Source organism: Faecalibacterium duncaniae (genome assembly GCF_010509575.1).
In the GTDB taxonomy this organism is placed as follows: domain Bacteria; phylum Bacillota; class Clostridia; order Oscillospirales; family Ruminococcaceae; genus Faecalibacterium; species Faecalibacterium duncaniae.
The window spans coordinates 114,741-130,308 of sequence record NZ_CP048437.1 but is presented as its reverse complement, the minus strand read 5'-3'; the positions used below and the strand labels follow the sequence as shown (position 1 = coordinate 130,308).

The window sequence follows — 15,568 nt, the reverse complement described above, 5'->3', positions numbered from 1 at the left end:
ACACCTTACCCTTCCAGAAACGCCCGGAACGCCGCCCTTACGGCGGGCTCACGCCCCCGGGGGATGGGCACCCGTGCCCCGCTGCGCATCCAGAGCTCTCCGGCGGAGAGCTGGGCGGCGGCGGCAAGGTTGACCACATAGGAGCGGTGGGGCTGCAGAAAACGGGCATCGGCCAGCAGGGGCTTTGCCACCTCGGAAAAGGGCACCCGCAGGGAGAGGGAGGCCACGTCCTCGCCGCTGGCAAGGTGGTAGTGCACCACATGATGGGTGCACTCCAGATATTCGATGTCCGCAAAGGGCAGGGCCCGCAGACCCATGGCCGTGGCGACCGGGATGACCGGGCCGTATTCCGGCTCGGTGGCCCGGTCCAGCAGGGCTGTCAGCTGCTCCGGACGGAACGGGATATGCAGGTACTGCATCGCGTTCACCCGGAACGCTTCGTAGGCATAGGCCGTGGTGTGGGCCAGAAAGGCCAGCGGGGCCCGCACACCCCGGCGGCGCAGCTCTGCAGCCGCCTGCAGGCCGCTGCACGGGTTGGCGGCAGGCAGCTCGATGAGGTAGAGCTCGTACCGGGAGCCTGCTTCCTCCTGCCGCAGCAGGGCCGCCGTGCTTTCCAGCTGCTCCACGATGCAGGCATCGGCCCGGCGGGCATAATATTCCATGCAGTGGCGCTGCACCCGGCCCCGCAGCACAGGGTCCGGGCTGCACACCGCAATGTGAAAGATCATATCCGCTCCTCCTTTCTCTCTGCACAGCGCTTGATTTTTGCGCCATGAGGGAGTATTATGGACGAAAAAAGAAATGGGGGACACCGCCATGGATCAGCCGCTCGTCAGCATCATCCTGCCCGTATACAACGCTCAGAATCATCTGGCCCGCTGCATCGGCAGCATCCTGAACCAGACCTATAAAAACATTGAACTCATCATCCTGAACGATGGCTCCAAGGATCACAGCCTGCCCGTGTGTGAGGAGTTTCGCGCCAAGGACAGCCGCATCGTGCTGGTGGACAAGGAGAACTCCGGCGTGTCCGACACCCGCAACCTGGGCCTGAAGCTGGCCGGGGGCGAGTATGTCCAGTTCGTGGACAGCGATGACTACATCGACCCGGACTTCACCCAGCATCTGGTGGAAGCCGCCGAGACGCACCACGCAGATCTTGTGATTGCGCCCTACAAGATGGTGATCCCCGCCGGGGCCACAAAGCCCGAGCAGGTGCTGGAAAAGCTGGAGGACAATCTGGGCGTGATGAGTGTTGCCCGGCCCCCTGAGGTGCGGGAATACGGTTTCCTGCCCGCCGGGGTCTACGACAAGGACACCTTTGCCCTGCGGCTGATGGATAAGCCTGCCTCCTACTTTTACAGTGTGCTCTGGAACAAGCTCTACCGCCGCATCCTGCTCACCGGCAATGACATCCAGTTCACCAGCGAGCTGAAATGGGCCGAGGATCTGGTGTTCAACATGCAGTATATCCAGTATGCCGAGGCCTTTGTTTCCATTGACAAAGCCGGTTACTACTACGTCCAGAATCCCCAGAGCATCTGCCACACCCAGATCAACCCGGCCTCCATCGTGCAGAACAAGATCCAGACGTTCCGGTATTATAAAGACCTCTACACCCGCCTTGGGATGTACGAGGAGGTGCGGCCCCAGCTGTACAAGTTCCTGGTGGATATCGCCGAGAGCACCTACCCCTCCGGCCCCTTCAAAAAGATCATTGAGGAAGCCAAGGAATATTGGAAAAACCGGAAAGAATAAACCAAAATCGGGAGACCCCCTGCGGGGTCTCCCTTTTTTGTGGTTATGCTCCGATGGCAGCGCACTTCTTTGCCAGCCAATCCCGCTCTTCTTCATTCAGGCGGGGAGCCAGCTTCTCAAACACTTCGCGGTGGTAGGCGTTCAGCCAGTCCAGCTCGTCCCGGGTCAGGACACCGGGCACCACAGGAGAGGTGGCAATGGGCACAAAGGTCAGCGGACGGAAGGCCAGGAAGGTGCCGTACTGGTTGTCGGCCTTGTGGTAGCACTCCAGCTCGTTCTCAATGCGGATGCCCACCTGACCGGCCTCGTACACGCCCGGCTCATCGGTGATGATCATGCCCGGCTGGAACACCGTGGTGTTGCGGCCGTTCAGGGAGTGGGGACCCTCGTGGACGTTGCCCACAAAGCTGACGCTGTGGCCAGTGCCGCAGCGGTAGTTGATGAGGTGCCGCCACAGCGGCTCACGGGCGATGGTATCCAGCATGTGACCGTCGCAGTAGTTCAGCCAGACAGCCTTTGCAATGTCGATGTGGCACTGCAGGGTCCAGGTGTAGAACAGCTTTTCGTCCTCGGTCAGTTCACCCAGCGGGTAGGTGCGGGTGATATCAGTGGTGCCGTCCAGATAGGTGGCACCGCTGTCCACCAGCAGGAAGCCCTTGCGCTCCAGCTTGGCATGGTCCTCCTTGGTGGCGTGGTAGTGCATCATGGCAGCGTTTCCACCGTAGGCGGCAATGGTGCCAAAGCTCTCCACGATGAACTTGTCCTGTGCGGAGCGGTACTTGTGGAGGATCTCGTCCACAGTCAGCTCGGTCAGCTCTTCCCCGGCAGCCAGACGCTCTTCCAGCTCCTTCTGGAACCGCACCATGGCAACCGCATCCCGCAGATGGGCTTCGCGGTCGTGAGCCAGCTCGACCTCATTCTTCACGCCCTTCATGGGCAGCAGGGGGTCGGCCTCATCCTTGACGGTCAGGGCGGCGTTGTTCTGCAGGGTCTCGTAAACAGCAAAGTTCACGGATGCAGGGTCGGCCAGCACGGTCTGGGGCTCGGTCTCAGCGGCCAGGAACTTGAGCACGTCATCGTACTCCTGGATCTCCACGCCGTTGGCCTTGAGCTCTGCGGCAGCTTCCGCGCCCAGACGTGCGGTGTTGATGAAGAGCACCGCGCGCTCCGGGGTCACATAGCAGTAAGACATGGCATAGGGAGTGCACTGGATATCCATGGCACGCAGGTTCAGCAGCCAGGCCAGATTATCCAGCTTGCCCACCAGCTGTGCGGTGCAGCCCAGCTCCTTGAGCTTGCCGCGCAGGCGCTCCAGCTTTTCGGCAGGGGAGAAGCCTGCATACTCCTTGGGCAGGATCCATGCCGGGGTGGCAGGCAGGGCGGGGCGGCCCTCGGTCCACAGCTCATCCTCAAGGTTCAGGGTCTTGATGGTGCCCTTCTTGGCATCCAGCTCCTTCTGCACGCCGCGCACCAGCCCGCAGGAAGCGGTCAGGCCGCACAGGCCCAGCACGCCGTTCTCAGGCAGCACCTTGCCGCAGTATTCCTCCACGGTGGGCACGCCCGGCTCACCCATCCGCATCAGCTGGATCTCGGTACCGGCAATCTCCTTTTCGGCCTGCACAAAATAGCGGCCGTCTGCCCAGACAGCGCTCTCGGTGGGGGTGACGACGAAGTTGGAGTTTTCGCCGTGGAAGCCGGAGAAATAGGTCAGGGAGGTGTAATGGTCGGGCAGGTACTCGCTGGAATGCGGGTCACCCACCGGGATCAGATAAACGTCCACGCCGTTGGCCTTCATGGCAGCCCGCAGGGCGGCCAGACGCTCAGGAACCGTGTTCATGCTCATAATAAAAAGCCTTCTTTCTTCCATCTATCTGCCGGAAAAACGTCCGGCGGCGGGAGTCACTGTGTCCTATTGTACCATCACTCCGGGCAGAATGCAATTCACCGGCAGCGAAAAGCCCCCGCCGGGGCATCAGCACTCAGGCGGGGGCAGAAAGCACGGTCACTGCGCGTTCTTTTTTGCAAGATCTTTGGTGTACAGGGCACGGGTGGCGTTCAGCACAGCCAGCACCATCACACCCACATCGGCGAAGATGGCGGTCCACATGCTGGCCAGACCCAGCGCACCCAGCACCAGGCAGGCGAACTTGATTGCCAGAGCAAACACGATGTTCTGATACACGATGCGCAGGGTGCGGCGGGCAATGCGCATGGCCAGCGCGATCTTGGCCGGGTCATCGTCCATCAGGACAACGTCAGCGGCCTCGATGGCAGCATCGGAGCCCAGAGCACCCATGGCGATGCCCACATCGGCACGGGACAAAACCGGGGCATCGTTGATGCCGTCGCCCACAAAAGCGAGGTTTTCTTTGGGCTGCTTTGCGGCGAGGAGCGTTTCGATCTGGTCCACCTTGTCGCCGGGCAGCAGACCTGCATGGTATTCATCCAGCCCCAGCTCGGCGGAAACGGCCTTTGCCACAGGCTCTGCGTCGCCGGTCAGCATGACCGTCTTGCGGACACCGGCCTGTTTCAGGCCCTTGATGGCAGCGGCACTGTGGGGTTTGACCACATCAGCGATGAGCAGATAGCCTGCGTATCTGCCCTCCATGGCAACATGGACGATGGTGCCCGGCTCGGTGATCTCGGGAACTGTCAGGCCCAGCTTTGCCATCAGGCGGGCGTTGCCGGCAGCGACGGTTTTGCCGTCCACCTTTGCGGTCACGCCGTGGCCGCCCAGCTCCTGCACATCGGTCACACGGTTCGGGTCAATGTCCTTGCCGTAAGCGTTCTTGATGCTCAGGGAGATGGGGTGCTTGGACCAGCTCTCGGCCAGTGCGGCGGCTTCCACAAGGGCGTCCCCGGTCACACCGTTTTCGGGGTGGATGCCCACCACCTTGAAGGTGCCCTGGGTCAGGGTGCCGGTCTTATCAAACACCACGATGCCGGTGCGGGCCAGCTCTTCCAGATAGGTGGAGCCCTTGACCAGGATGCCGCAGGCAGACGCGCCGCCGATGCCGCCGAAGAAGCTCAGCGGGATGGAGATGACCAGAGCGCAGGGGCAGCTGATGACCAGGAAGGTCAGGGCGCGATAGATCCAGTCACCGAAGCGGGCGGGCTGGCCCATCAGCAGCAGAACGATGGGGGGAACAAAGGCCAGTGCCAGTGCGCCGTAGCAGACAGCGGGGGTGTAGACCCGGGCAAAGCGGGTGATGAAGTTCTCGGTGCGGGCCTTCTTCATGCTGGAATTTTCCACAAGGTCGAGGATCTTGGAAACGGTGGATTCGCCGAACTCCTTGGTGGTTCTGACCTTCAGCAGGCCGGTCATGTTCACACAGCCGCTGATGACCTCATCGCCGGAGCGGACATCCCGGGGCAGGCTCTCGCCGGTCAGGGCGGCGGTGTTCAGGGCAGAGGTTCCCTCCACGATGATGCCATCAATGGGCACCCGCTCGCCGGGCTGGACCACGATCACGGTGCCCACCTCCACATCATCGGGATCCACCTGCTCCAGTTTGCCGTCCTCGTCCTCAACGTTGGCGTAATCGGGGCGGATATCCATCAGGCTGGAAATGCTCTGGCGGCTCTTGCCCACGGCCACGCTCTGGAACAGCTCGCCGATCTGGTAGAAGATGATAACGGCACAGCCCTCCACATAATCGCCCAGCGCAAACGCGCCCACGGTGGCAACAGCCATCAGGAAGCACTCGTCAAAGGGCTGGCGGTTCTTGATGCCCAGCAGTGCCTTGCGGAGCACATCCCAGCCGACCACCAGATAGGGGATGCAGTAGAGCAGCAGCTCCACCGGCGTGGGGAACTGGGGCAGCAATTTGAGGATGAGCACCAGCACCAGAGCAGCAATGATCCGGTACAGGTTCTTCTTCTGCTTTTTATTCATATCTGTACTCTCCTTTTTTCTGGGTTCTGGGCCGCAATGCGCCGCGGCGGGCGGGGTGGATTCAACAGGTTTTCCCCGCGGGATAGACTTTTCCACGTTTTCCCCTGAGTTTTCCACGGACTTTTCCCGGAGAAAACCTGCTTTTTCGCGTTTCTTTTTGCACTTTTTCGCAGAAGCTGTTGAAAACCCGGTGGAAACTGTTGAAAACCCGTTTTCTTTTCCACAGTTTCCCACACCGGCTTTGGGGCTGTTCTGCCCGAAAAATGCGTCACAAAAAGCTCCCCCGCAGGGGAGCCGCACCGGAGTTACAAACCCCTGTTTCCTCAGATATCGAAGATCTCGCAGTCGTCCTCGACCTTTTTGCAGGCAGCCAGAACATTCACCATGGTATCGTGGGGCTCTGCACCCTCAGCAAACTCGACCTTCATCTTCTGGGTCATAAAGCTGACGGTAGCCTGTGCCACACCTGCAACGGTGTTGGCGGCATCCTCCATCTTCTGGGCGCAGTTTGCGCAGTCAACTTCGATCTTGTAGGTCTTCTTCATCATAGGTACCTCTCTTTATTTTATGTGGACCTCTCAGGCACGCCTTGTGTGCCCGGAGGCTTTGTACTGCGTTTTCCGTTTACTCCTCAATGTGGTCCATGCCCATCGAGAGGATGCTTCTCACATGGTCATCATCCAGTGCATAGTAAACGGTTTTGCCATCCCGGCGGAAGCGCACGAGCTTGGTGTCCTTGAGCACCCGAAGCTGGTGGCTCACTGCCGACTGGCTCAGCTGCACCGCATTGGCAATGTCCTGCACGCAGAGCTCATTGTCATGCAGCGCATATAAGATCTTGATGCGGGTGGAGTCGCCGAACACCCGGAACAGGTCGGCCAGCTCATACAGCACCTCGTCATCCGGCATCACCACCGGTTCCGTGTTTTCCTGCCCCGCCGGGGTCATCTGCTCCAATCCGATCATGTCCGTTCTCCTTTTGCCGCGTTTTACATGAACGTCTGTTCATGTGTTCATGTTATCATGCAGAAGAGCTTCTGTCAAGGGGTTTTGCAAAGATTTCTGTCCACTTTTCAAAATAGTTAAAACAAACCGCAAAACGCAAGAAATTTGCAGTTTTAATTTGCAAACAGCAGGCGTTTTGGGCAAACAAAAAGCCGCCCTGCCCGGTGGGGACAAGGCAGCTTGCAGAAAGCACTTATTTTCTCTTTTTGTGCCGGGCATCCGCTACCACCCACGGCAGATACATCAGACACAGCGCCACCGCAATGGCGGGCAGAAAGCCCAGAATATAGTATTTTTCACCCAGCAGGCGGGTAAACGCACTGGTGATGACATTGCCGTAGGGATTGTTCAGAAAGTAGAAATTGGTATTCAGTGGTTTATTCAAGAAGTAAATAGGCAGGGCAGAGCCAAACAAAAAAGCCAGCACTTGCGGGGCACGGCGGGCGCTGGGGCGGTAGCCTCTCACCACAAGCAGAACCGGGTAGAGCACCAGCAGGGCATGGATGCTGATCGAGTGCAGATTGATGAGCGTCCACCAGGAGGGCACGTCCAGCCAGCTGGGGCAGAGCAGAGCCAGCGCCGCACCGGGGATGCAGAGGGCATAGAGTTCCTCCTTGCACCAGTTCTGATCGGTGAGGGTATTGTACAGACAGACGAACACATTGATGCTGCACAGATGGAGAGGCAGATAGCTCCAGTTCCACTGACCGGTCAGAGCCATGCCCAGCAGCAGGGCAGCTTCATCGGCCAGCAGGGCAATGGTAACGCCCACGAGGATGCGCCGCCGGGCAGAGGCCGAGCTGCGGCGGTACCACAGGGCCATCCCCACAATGAACACCAACGAGAGGGCAAGCTCGATCAAATGGATTTTACCGTACAGCGGGTAACACCGGAAGTTCGGGCCAAGCTCCGCATGGGTGATATCGTAGGATTTCCAGAAGTCGTTCATGTTTTTTTCCATCCCTTTCGGGCCAATGATACCGCAAATTGCGCCAAACAGAAAGAGATTTGCAGAAAAAAACGCCCAAACAGGTGCATCTGTGCCAAAAGTGTGGTATTCTAACAATGTATTTCTAAATTTTCGCCTTCGGGCATCTGGAAAGGATGTATTTTTATGTTGGAAGCTGGAATCCGCGGCGAGCAGAGTGTCGCCGTTACTTCCGAGAACACCGCAAAGACCATGGGCAGCGGCACGCTGGACGTGTTTGCCACCCCCGCGCTGGTGGCACTGGCCGAAAAGACCTGCTGGATGAGCGTTGCCGCCGCGCTGGACGAGGGCTGTGGCACCGTGGGCACCCGGCTGGAGCTGGAGCACAGCGCCCCCACCCCTGTGGGCATGACCGTGACCTGCGAGAGCGAGCTGACCGCTGTGGAGGGCCGCAAGCTGGTGTTCAAGGTCTCCCTGCACGACGAGAAAGGCCCCGTGGGCGGCGGCGTGCACGAGCGGTTCATCATCAACAACGCCAAGTTTGCCGCAAAGGCAGAGAGCAAAAAGGGGTAACGGCCTCGCCCTCTCAGTCAGCGCCGTTGGCGCTGCCAGCTCCCCCAAAGGGGGAGCCTTTGGCATTGTGGGCAGGCTGGCCGTGCACATACAGCGGCTCTCTGTCCTCTTCCATCACCTGCGCTTCCGCCTTTTGCTGGGCGGCGGTCAGCAGGCGGATGGCCTGTTCGTTGGCGCGGAACAGCTCAAAATACAGCGCTTTATAATCCGGCGTGGCGGCGGCCCCCTTTCCGTTTGCAATAGGGATAGTCTGCCCCGGGCCGGGACAAAAAATCAAGTGAGGAATCATTTATGAAAAAGACAAATCTCTCCTGGGTGGGGGCACTGCTGGTGTTTGCCCTGCTGCTGTGGTGCACCGCAGCCACCCCCGGCACCATTGCCGACCCGGCCAGCTACACCCCCGCGGTGTACAGCTCCATGCTATCCCTGCTGCCGCCGGTGGTGGCCATTGTGCTGGCCCTGAACACCAAGGAGGTCTACACCTCCCTGCTGGTGGGCATTGCCACCGGCGCGCTGCTCTTTGCCAACGGCAACCTGGAGCTGGCGGTCACCACCCTGTTCTTCAACGAGGACGGCGGCATGGTCGCCAAGCTCTCTGACAGCAGCAACGTGGGCATTCTGGTCTTTCTGGTGATGCTGGGCATTCTGGTGGCCCTGATGAACAAGGCCGGCGGCAGCGCCGCCTTTGGCCGCTGGGCCTCCACCCACATCCACACCCGGGCCGGGGCGCAGTTTGCCACCCTGATTCTGGGCATGCTCATTTTTGTGGACGACTACTTCAACTGCCTGACCGTTGGCTCTGTGATGCGCCCCGTGACCGACCGGCAGAAGGTCTCCCGCGCAAAGCTGGCCTACCTCATTGATTCCACCGCCGCGCCCATCTGCATCATTGCGCCGGTGTCCAGCTGGGCCGCCGCCGTTACCTCCAGCGTGCCGGAAGGCTCCGGCATCAACGGCTTTACCATGTTCCTGCGCACCATTCCCTACAACTATTACGCCCTGCTGACCATTGTGATGAGCCTGTTCCTCATCTTCACGGGCACGGACTACTGCTCCATGAAGCAGCACGAGGACAACGCCCGGGCCGGTGACCTTTTCACCACGGCTGACCGCCCCTACGGCGACGATGTGGATGCCGGGGACGATGCCCACGGCCATGTCATTGATCTGGTGGCTCCGGTGCTGGTGCTGATCGCGGCCTGCATCCTTGGCCTGATCTACACCGGCGGCTTCTTTGAGGGCGTGGACTTCATCACCGCCTTCTCCGACTGCAACGCCTCCGCCGGTCTGGTGCTGGGCAGCAGCATTGCCCTGATGTTCACCTTTGTGTTCTACCGTGTCCGCAGCGTGATGACGTTCCAGGATTTTGCCGCCTGCATCCCCGAGGGCTTCAAGGCCATGGTCAGCCCCATGCTGATCCTGACCCTGGCCTGGACGCTTTCCGGCATGACCAACCTGCTGGGTGCAAAATATTACGTTGCCAACCTGCTGCCGGTCATCATCTTCCTGGTGGCGGTGTTCCTGGCCTTTGCCACCGGCACCTCCTGGGGCACCTTCTCCATCCTGATCCCCATCGTCTGCCACGCTTTCCCGCAGGGCGAGATGCTGGTGGTCTCCATTGCGGCCTGCCTGTCCGGCGCTGTGTGCGGCGACCACTGCTCTCCCATTTCCGACACCACCATCATGGCCTCTGCCGGTGCGCATTGCAGCCATGTGAACCATGTTTCCACCCAGCTGCCCTACGCCATTACCGCCGCATCCTGTTCCGCCGCGTGCTATGTGATCACCGGCCTGACCCAGATGTTCCTGGGCAGCAGCGCCAGCCTGTGGACCTCGTTGATCCTGCTGGGCGTTGCCATTGTGCTGGAGCTGGTGGTGCTGAACATTCTGCGCGTAAAGCTGGGCAAAAAGGCCAAAGCGTGATATACTAAAGGAAATTGAGTGTTCGAAGAGAGACCGTACCATGCTGGAAAAAGCATTCAACGATGTCTATACCAAGTTCAAGCTCCATTTCTACCAGAACGTGTTCCAGCGCTTTGCCACCCGTGAGGCGACCCTGACCACGGTGGAATCCTTTTGCATGGAGGGCATTATGGCCATGGGGGAGCCCACCATTGCGGAGTTTTCCCGGATGATGCAGATCTCCACCCCCAACGCGGCGTATAAGATCGGCTCGCTGGTGCGCAAGGGCTATGTGGAAAAGATCCAGTCCACCACCGACCGCCGGGAGTATCACCTGCGGCCCACCCAGAAGTATATCGACTACTACAACATCAGCTACTCCTACCTGAGCACGGTGGTCCAGCGGGTGAACAAGCGCTTTCCCAAAGAGGACGTGAAGAAGCTGGAACAGATGCTGACCATCATCAGCAACGAGCTGATGCCCGAGCTGAACCTGGAAAACAACCCGGAGGCTCCGGAGGAAAAGAAAACCGCGCGCTGAGCCGCACCCTTCCGGAAACCCCGGAAGCCCGTGCGCCGACCCCGCGCAGCCAGACAGGACTGCCCCGCAGAGATGTGGAGCAGCCCTGTTTTTTTCTGCCGGAACGGGCCATGCGGCCAACAAAAAAAGCCCCGGAGGGCTTGCGGGACCCTCCGGGGCGAGACAGCGGCGTGCGGGCCCGCTGCCTCAGGGGATAGCGATCAACAAAAGATTCTGGGAAGTAACTTTTGGGGGGATTACAAAGGAATGTGATGCATGGCCCAAAGGGTCAGCGGGGCGTTTGCCCGGGGCCTTTGGGGGTTGGGGTTCAGTGCTGGGACTTGTAGAACATGGCCTTGCGCTTGCGCTCCATCCAATATCCCGCTGCAGACAGCACCATGCCTGCGCCCAGCATCAGGTCTGCCAGCCAGCCGCTGGTGCCGGTCTGGATCAGCTTGGCATCCTGCACCGCCGGGAGCACCGGGGTCTCAGGAGCGGGGGCCGGAGTGGGAGCCGGAGTGGGGGCGGGGTCAGGTCTTGCATCCTGCACCACGGGCAGCACCGGGTTCTCGGGGGCGGGGGCCGGGGCGGTGGCGGGCTTTGCGTCCTCCACCGGCGGCAGCTCGGGGGAATCGGGGCCGGGGTTCACGGGCGGCACCACGGTCTGGGTGTAGCCCTTGATCCACACATCCCGGCTCTCCTGAGAGGTAAAGGTGTAGTGCACTTCCGCATCCTGCTTGGTGGTCACTACCATCTTGTCTGCCTCAAACGGCACGGGGTTGCCTTCCTTGTCCTTCTCGGTGTGGTACTCGTACTTGATAAAGCCGCCTTCCACGGTGCCTGTGCCCTCACCGTTAAAGATGTTCCGGATCAGGTTGGTAAAGCTCTTGTAGTGGCCTTTACCGGTGCCTTCGACCTTATTCTCCTTGGTAATGGGGGTTTCGGTCATCTCCTGATCATACAGGTACTTTACCGTCTCCTGACTGCCGCCCAAATCCGTTCTCTTTTCCTCTGTTTGCTGAGTAGTCACGGTGGTCATCTGGGTGAGCTTCATGCTGCGGTGGGTGTAGTCTGTCGACGTGCGGATGCTGAGGGGAGCAAAGATGTTTTTGACCTTGGATTCGGTCTCGCCCACCACCTTGCCTTCTTTCGTCTGAACCAGCTTGGAGATCATCAGGTCGTAGCCGCCGACGTACTCCCAAGTACCGTCCTGCCGTTTGTAGGTCCGGTTGATGCAGGTGTTGGCATCCCGGGTCATATAACCATAGGCAGTCATGTCGGCGCTCTGGGTGTAGACCTGATAGCCACTCGGGCTGTTGGGGTTGGAATCGGAAGACCCGATCTCCACAATGTAGGTCTGCTTGATCTTCTCTCTGAATGCTTTCTTCTCCCACCAGCCAAGGTTCCGGTACGTCTCCGTCTGACCGGTTTCTTCCAGATAGGCATTGAAGGCTGCATTACTACTTCCAAACAGCTTGACCTTTCCGTTTTCCTTCACCACATCGTAGACCACCGTACCGGTGACCTTGTAGAAAGCACTCTGGTTCGGATTATTGTTCTCGCCGCGCTCGTACTCGTAGTGGCCCGGGCCCTTTCCACCTTCGTTGTCAAAGCTGATCTTGCTGTCCAGACCCACGTCTGTGTTGCTCGGGTCATTATCCACCAGCTTATCGGCCTCGTAGTTCCACTTCAGGGTCGGGTTGACCAGCACGCAATCCGTGGATGTGCCGTCCTGCTTCTCCAGCTGTGCGCCGGATGCAAGGTCAAGGTGCTTGATGTTGGTGGGCTTTACTTCCACCTTCTCGACATACACCTTCTCCCAGTCGAAACCACCGTTCCACTGCAAGTAATAATAACCGTTCTTATCCTTTTCGACCTGATACCATTCTAATCGCTGGCCGTCCTTTGTCTTGTAGTAGATGTCTGCCTTATCGCCAGCGTAGTAGTTGGGCAGCGTTTCCTCGTACTTGGTTCCTTCATTGACCTTGACCATATGCGTCTTTGCGGCCTCGGCCTGTTTCTTCAGGGCTTCCTTCAGCTGCTCCGGGGTCATATCAGCCTGCGTGACTTTTGTCCTGATATACTTAATGACCTCCGTCTTGACGGCCTCGCCCGTATCCGTGATCTCAATGTCACCGACAAAGAGGGTCTCGTCTTTTCCAAGCCCTTTCTTTTTCGCCACGATCTCGTCCCACAGTTCCTCATAGGCTGCATTCAGAGTTGCCTCGTCCGTGACCACCACAGTCTTCTGCACCGATGCAGCCTCGCTGCGTTCGATCTTCAGGGTGCGCTTTTTCAGGTTGGCGCAGTCAACCGTAACAGGGGCACCGTCCTTCGTAAAGGTGGCGGTGTTTCCGTTCAGCTTAATGTCATCGGCATTAACCTCAAACCTCTTTGCCAGCATTTCCCTGGCTTCATCGTCAGTCAGCTCTTCATTCGTCTGAGTCTGTTCCGTAGCGGTATAGGTGACCGTTTTGCCGTCCTCGATTGCAGTACGGGTGAATTTGCCGTCCTTCATTTCATAGACATCGTCGCCGTAGGTCAGGGTGCTGCCGTCCTCTGCAATTGTCCAATTCTTGTCGCCGTCATATCGGATCGTTTCATCCAGTTTATCCGTTTTATCGGTCTTTTTCTGGGTGGTTTGGGTCACAGTCCACGTCACGGTGGAAGCATCCCCAACAAGACGGATGTTGGTATAGCCTGCGGCTTCCAGTTCTGCCTGTGTCGAGAATCCTTTTTCTTTCATCAGGGCCTGCACAGCCAGTTCCTTCCGCTGTTCATCCGTCATGCTGGAAGTATTGCCGGAGGTGATGGTGTAGGTCGTGGTAACTGTATTTCCCTCATTATCCGTGGAGGTAAGCGTATAACCGAGGAAGTTTCCGTCGGCATCATAGTTTTTCTTCGCTTCCTCCGGCACATTGAGCACGCTGGCATCGCCTGTGGTCACGGTATACTCGCCGTCCTTACCCGTTTCAGTCCAGCTGATGGTGCCTTTTGTCACATACGCCGTGCCGGTGACGGTATGGTCCTTCACGTCCTTAACGTTCTCAGGGTTACTGATGTCGGGCTTTTCCGTTGTGGGGGTGCCGGGCGTAACCGTTACCTCAGCGGCGCTGTAGGTCAGGGTGTATTTTGTGCCGTCTTCCAATGTCACCTCAAAGGTGCCGCCCTTGTCCAGCTGCTCCTGCGTAATGGTCAGGCCGCTGATTTTTGCCTTCAGCTGGCTGGCGGTAGCCGTGTCCTCAATGCCCAACTTGTCCACTGCCTTGGTCAGGGCATCCCGGGTGGCATCTCTCTTGGCGTTTTCCGTGGCGGTCTGCTCACCGGCGGTTCCCGGGTCGCCCTTCTCCGTGGTCTTCAGAGTCACTTTATAAGTGAGGCTCCGGCGGAGAAGCTCGTTCTGTGTTACGTCCAGCTTAACTTTCTCCTTGTGCGGGGTGGTGTAGTAGATCTCGCCGTCCGCACCCAGTTCGTAGTTCTTGTTGCCATCTTTTTTCAGTCTGTCAACGATCTCTGCGTTGCTCAGCGGCGTTCCTTCGCTTTCGGGGCCAACCTGAATAACGTACTCCTTGCCGTCCGGTGCGGTGTAATGGATTCCGTCATCCGCCCCTGTACCCTTGAGCATCTTTTCCAGATCCTCGGGCTGAATGGTCTCAACCACTTTGTCGCCATCCTTGATCTGGATACTGGGGTATGTCACCTCGTCTCTGAACGATTCACTGCCATCCTGCTCTGCCTTTTGCCGGGTGATGGTCAGCTCGGTGGTGGTTTTGGTGGTGACCTTGTTGTCCTGAATGGTGATGTAGGTGGTGCGGGTCTGGGGGTTGCCCTCTGCGTCCAGAATGGTCTCGGTCCGGGTGAGGGTATAGGTGCCGTCGGGGTTCACCGTGGGCTTTTCGGCATCCACCAGCTTGGCGATGTCTTCAGCGGTCATCTCGGCGGTGGTTTTTTCCTCTTTCCTCAGCTTGAGGGTCTGCTGGTTGCCGTCCTCAGAGTTGGTCACATCCTCTACTTTGTAGCCGTTGACCGCGTCAGCGCCCTTCTCAATATTCCAGCTGATGTCCGGTTTCTCGCCCAGCTCCTTCGTCAGGTCGATGTTCTTTTTCGGAACCTCTTCCTCTTTCTCGTTCAGATTGCCCGTGGCCGTGCCGCTGCCGGTGGTGGTGGTGGTCTCCTTGCCGGGGGTCACGGTGGGCTGGGTGATGGTGGTGGAGCCGTCCGGGTTCTTCTCCACAGTGGGCGGGGTGGTGGTGTCCACAATGGGCTCTGCGCCGGGGTTGGGTTTCGTCTCCACGTTGGTCTCGGACTTCTCGGTCTTTTCAGCGGTGCCGATCACCACTTCCTCGGGCTTTTTCTGCTCGGGATCAGTCGTGCCGCCGGTCTCACCGGAGCCAGTCTCGCCGGAGCCGGGGTTGGGGTTGGGGTCGGTCTCACCGCTGTCGGGGTTAGGGTTGGGGTTGGTCTCGCCGCTGTCGGGGTTGGGGTTGGGGTTGGTCTCGCCGCTGCCGGGGTTGGGGTTGGTTTCGCCGCCGGTCTCACCGGAGCCAGTTTCGCCGCCGGGCTTGGTCTCGCTGCTGTCGGGGTTGGGGTTGGGGTCGGTCTCGCTGCTGTCGGGGTTGGGGTTAGGGTTGGGGTTGGGGTTGGTCTCACCGCCGGTCTCACCGCTGCCCTCGGGGTTGGTCACGATCACGCCATCCAGCTTCTGGGAGCCGTCAGGGTTGGTCGTGGGGTTTTTATTGTATTTGACTTCCGCATCCTTCAGGGTCTCATGAGCGTTTTTCGCTTCCTGATTGACCTGAGGTTCTGCGGTGTTTTCCTCTTTCTTGGTTTCCTCCGCCACAGGCTCCTTTTTCTCCGGAGCTGCTTCCGGAGCATCTGCGTTTGCTGCCAGAGGGCTTGCGGCCACACAGGCGGTCAGGGCCACGGACATTGCCGCCATCTTCAGTTTCTTGTTCGTCATGGTAGTTGCTCCTTTCCAGAATCATGC

Annotated in this window: 12 protein-coding genes; 4 read left to right on the top strand and 8 right to left on the bottom strand. The window is 59.1% G+C overall.

The annotated features are described in order from the left end of the window. Positions 1 to 5 precede the first annotated feature (5 nt). Positions 6 to 728 (bottom strand): LytR/AlgR family response regulator transcription factor, encoded by a 723-nt coding sequence (locus GXM22_RS00550; protein ID WP_005928726.1) that lies wholly within the window; start codon positions 726 to 728, stop codon positions 6 to 8. An 88-nt stretch (positions 729 to 816) separates the two neighbouring features. Between GXM22_RS00550 and GXM22_RS00545 the strand changes: the two genes are divergently transcribed. Continuing rightward, the gene (locus GXM22_RS00545) at positions 817 to 1,758 is read left to right on the top strand and encodes a glycosyltransferase family 2 protein (RefSeq protein WP_035393431.1); all 942 of its coding nucleotides are present in this window, start codon (positions 817 to 819) and stop codon (positions 1,756 to 1,758) included. 43 nt (positions 1,759 to 1,801) lie between these two features. On the opposite strand, the gene GXM22_RS00540 is transcribed toward GXM22_RS00545, so the two are convergent. The 5 genes from GXM22_RS00540 to GXM22_RS00520 all read right to left on the bottom strand — a co-directional run bounded on the left by GXM22_RS00540 (position 1,802) and on the right by GXM22_RS00520 (position 7,607). Further along, entirely contained in the window at positions 1,802 to 3,601 is a 1,800-nt protein-coding gene (locus GXM22_RS00540; protein ID WP_050762763.1) for an aminopeptidase P family N-terminal domain-containing protein, read from the bottom strand. A gap of 159 nt (positions 3,602 to 3,760) precedes the next feature. Then, positions 3,761 to 5,653 carry a heavy metal translocating P-type ATPase gene (locus tag GXM22_RS00535; RefSeq protein ID WP_005928732.1) on the bottom strand — a complete coding sequence of 631 codons (1,893 nt, stop codon included), beginning with the start codon at positions 5,651 to 5,653 and terminating at the stop codon, positions 3,761 to 3,763. A gap of 323 nt (positions 5,654 to 5,976) precedes the next feature. After that, positions 5,977 to 6,198: a cation transporter gene (locus GXM22_RS00530; RefSeq protein WP_035393437.1), complete on the bottom strand. Its 222-nt coding sequence runs from the start codon at positions 6,196 to 6,198 to the stop codon at positions 5,977 to 5,979. Between the two features lie 79 nt (positions 6,199 to 6,277). After that, positions 6,278 to 6,619, bottom strand: coding sequence for an ArsR/SmtB family transcription factor (locus GXM22_RS00525; protein ID WP_005928738.1), 342 nt, complete (start codon positions 6,617 to 6,619; stop codon positions 6,278 to 6,280). Between the two features lie 232 nt (positions 6,620 to 6,851). Continuing rightward, complete coding sequence (locus tag GXM22_RS00520) at positions 6,852 to 7,607, bottom strand: YwaF family protein (protein WP_099357262.1); 756 nt, start codon at positions 7,605 to 7,607, stop codon at positions 6,852 to 6,854. Positions 7,608 to 7,772: 165 nt separating this feature from the next. Between GXM22_RS00520 and GXM22_RS00515 the strand changes: the two genes are divergently transcribed. Then, a complete protein-coding gene (locus GXM22_RS00515; protein ID WP_005928748.1) occupies positions 7,773 to 8,159 on the top strand; it encodes a thioesterase family protein in 387 nt (128 codons plus the stop codon). A gap of 13 nt (positions 8,160 to 8,172) precedes the next feature. On the opposite strand, the gene GXM22_RS00510 is transcribed toward GXM22_RS00515, so the two are convergent. Beyond that, positions 8,173 to 8,436 carry a hypothetical protein gene (locus GXM22_RS00510; RefSeq protein WP_143405757.1) on the bottom strand — a complete coding sequence of 88 codons (264 nt, stop codon included), beginning with the start codon at positions 8,434 to 8,436 and terminating at the stop codon, positions 8,173 to 8,175. A 14-nt stretch (positions 8,437 to 8,450) separates the two neighbouring features. On the opposite strand from GXM22_RS00510, the gene GXM22_RS00505 reads away from it, so the two are divergent. Together GXM22_RS00505 and GXM22_RS00500 are read left to right on the top strand one after the other, a co-directional pair. Then, positions 8,451 to 10,082, top strand: a complete 1,632-nt coding sequence (locus GXM22_RS00505; protein WP_005928754.1) for a Na+/H+ antiporter NhaC family protein — start codon at positions 8,451 to 8,453, stop codon at positions 10,080 to 10,082. A 40-nt stretch (positions 10,083 to 10,122) separates the two neighbouring features. Then, on the top strand, positions 10,123 to 10,602 hold the full coding sequence (locus GXM22_RS00500; protein ID WP_005928757.1) for a MarR family winged helix-turn-helix transcriptional regulator: 480 nt from the start codon (positions 10,123 to 10,125) through the stop codon (positions 10,600 to 10,602). A 307-nt stretch (positions 10,603 to 10,909) separates the two neighbouring features. On the opposite strand, the gene GXM22_RS00495 is transcribed toward GXM22_RS00500, so the two are convergent. Beyond that, on the bottom strand, positions 10,910 to 15,541 hold the full coding sequence (locus GXM22_RS00495) for a hypothetical protein (RefSeq protein WP_005928761.1): 4,632 nt from the start codon (positions 15,539 to 15,541) through the stop codon (positions 10,910 to 10,912). Positions 15,542 to 15,568: the final 27 nt, after the last annotated feature.

Coding starts and splice junctions, on each gene's coding strand:
- GXM22_RS00505 (WP_005928754.1), top strand. CDS start 8,451: ATGAAAAAGACAAATCTCTCCTGGGTGGGGGCACTGCTGGTGTTTGCC.
- GXM22_RS00515 (WP_005928748.1), top strand. CDS start 7,773: ATGTTGGAAGCTGGAATCCGCGGCGAGCAGAGTGTCGCCGTTACTTCC.
- GXM22_RS00500 (WP_005928757.1), top strand. CDS start 10,123: ATGCTGGAAAAAGCATTCAACGATGTCTATACCAAGTTCAAGCTCCAT.
- GXM22_RS00540 (WP_050762763.1), bottom strand. CDS start 3,601: ATGAGCATGAACACGGTTCCTGAGCGTCTGGCCGCCCTGCGGGCTGCC.
- GXM22_RS00530 (WP_035393437.1), bottom strand. CDS start 6,198: ATGAAGAAGACCTACAAGATCGAAGTTGACTGCGCAAACTGCGCCCAG.
- GXM22_RS00520 (WP_099357262.1), bottom strand. CDS start 7,607: ATGAACGACTTCTGGAAATCCTACGATATCACCCATGCGGAGCTTGGC.
- GXM22_RS00545 (WP_035393431.1), top strand. CDS start 817: ATGGATCAGCCGCTCGTCAGCATCATCCTGCCCGTATACAACGCTCAG.
- GXM22_RS00495 (WP_005928761.1), bottom strand. CDS start 15,541: ATGACGAACAAGAAACTGAAGATGGCGGCAATGTCCGTGGCCCTGACC.
- GXM22_RS00535 (WP_005928732.1), bottom strand. CDS start 5,653: ATGAATAAAAAGCAGAAGAAGAACCTGTACCGGATCATTGCTGCTCTG.
- GXM22_RS00550 (WP_005928726.1), bottom strand. CDS start 728: ATGATCTTTCACATTGCGGTGTGCAGCCCGGACCCTGTGCTGCGGGGC.
- GXM22_RS00525 (WP_005928738.1), bottom strand. CDS start 6,619: ATGATCGGATTGGAGCAGATGACCCCGGCGGGGCAGGAAAACACGGAA.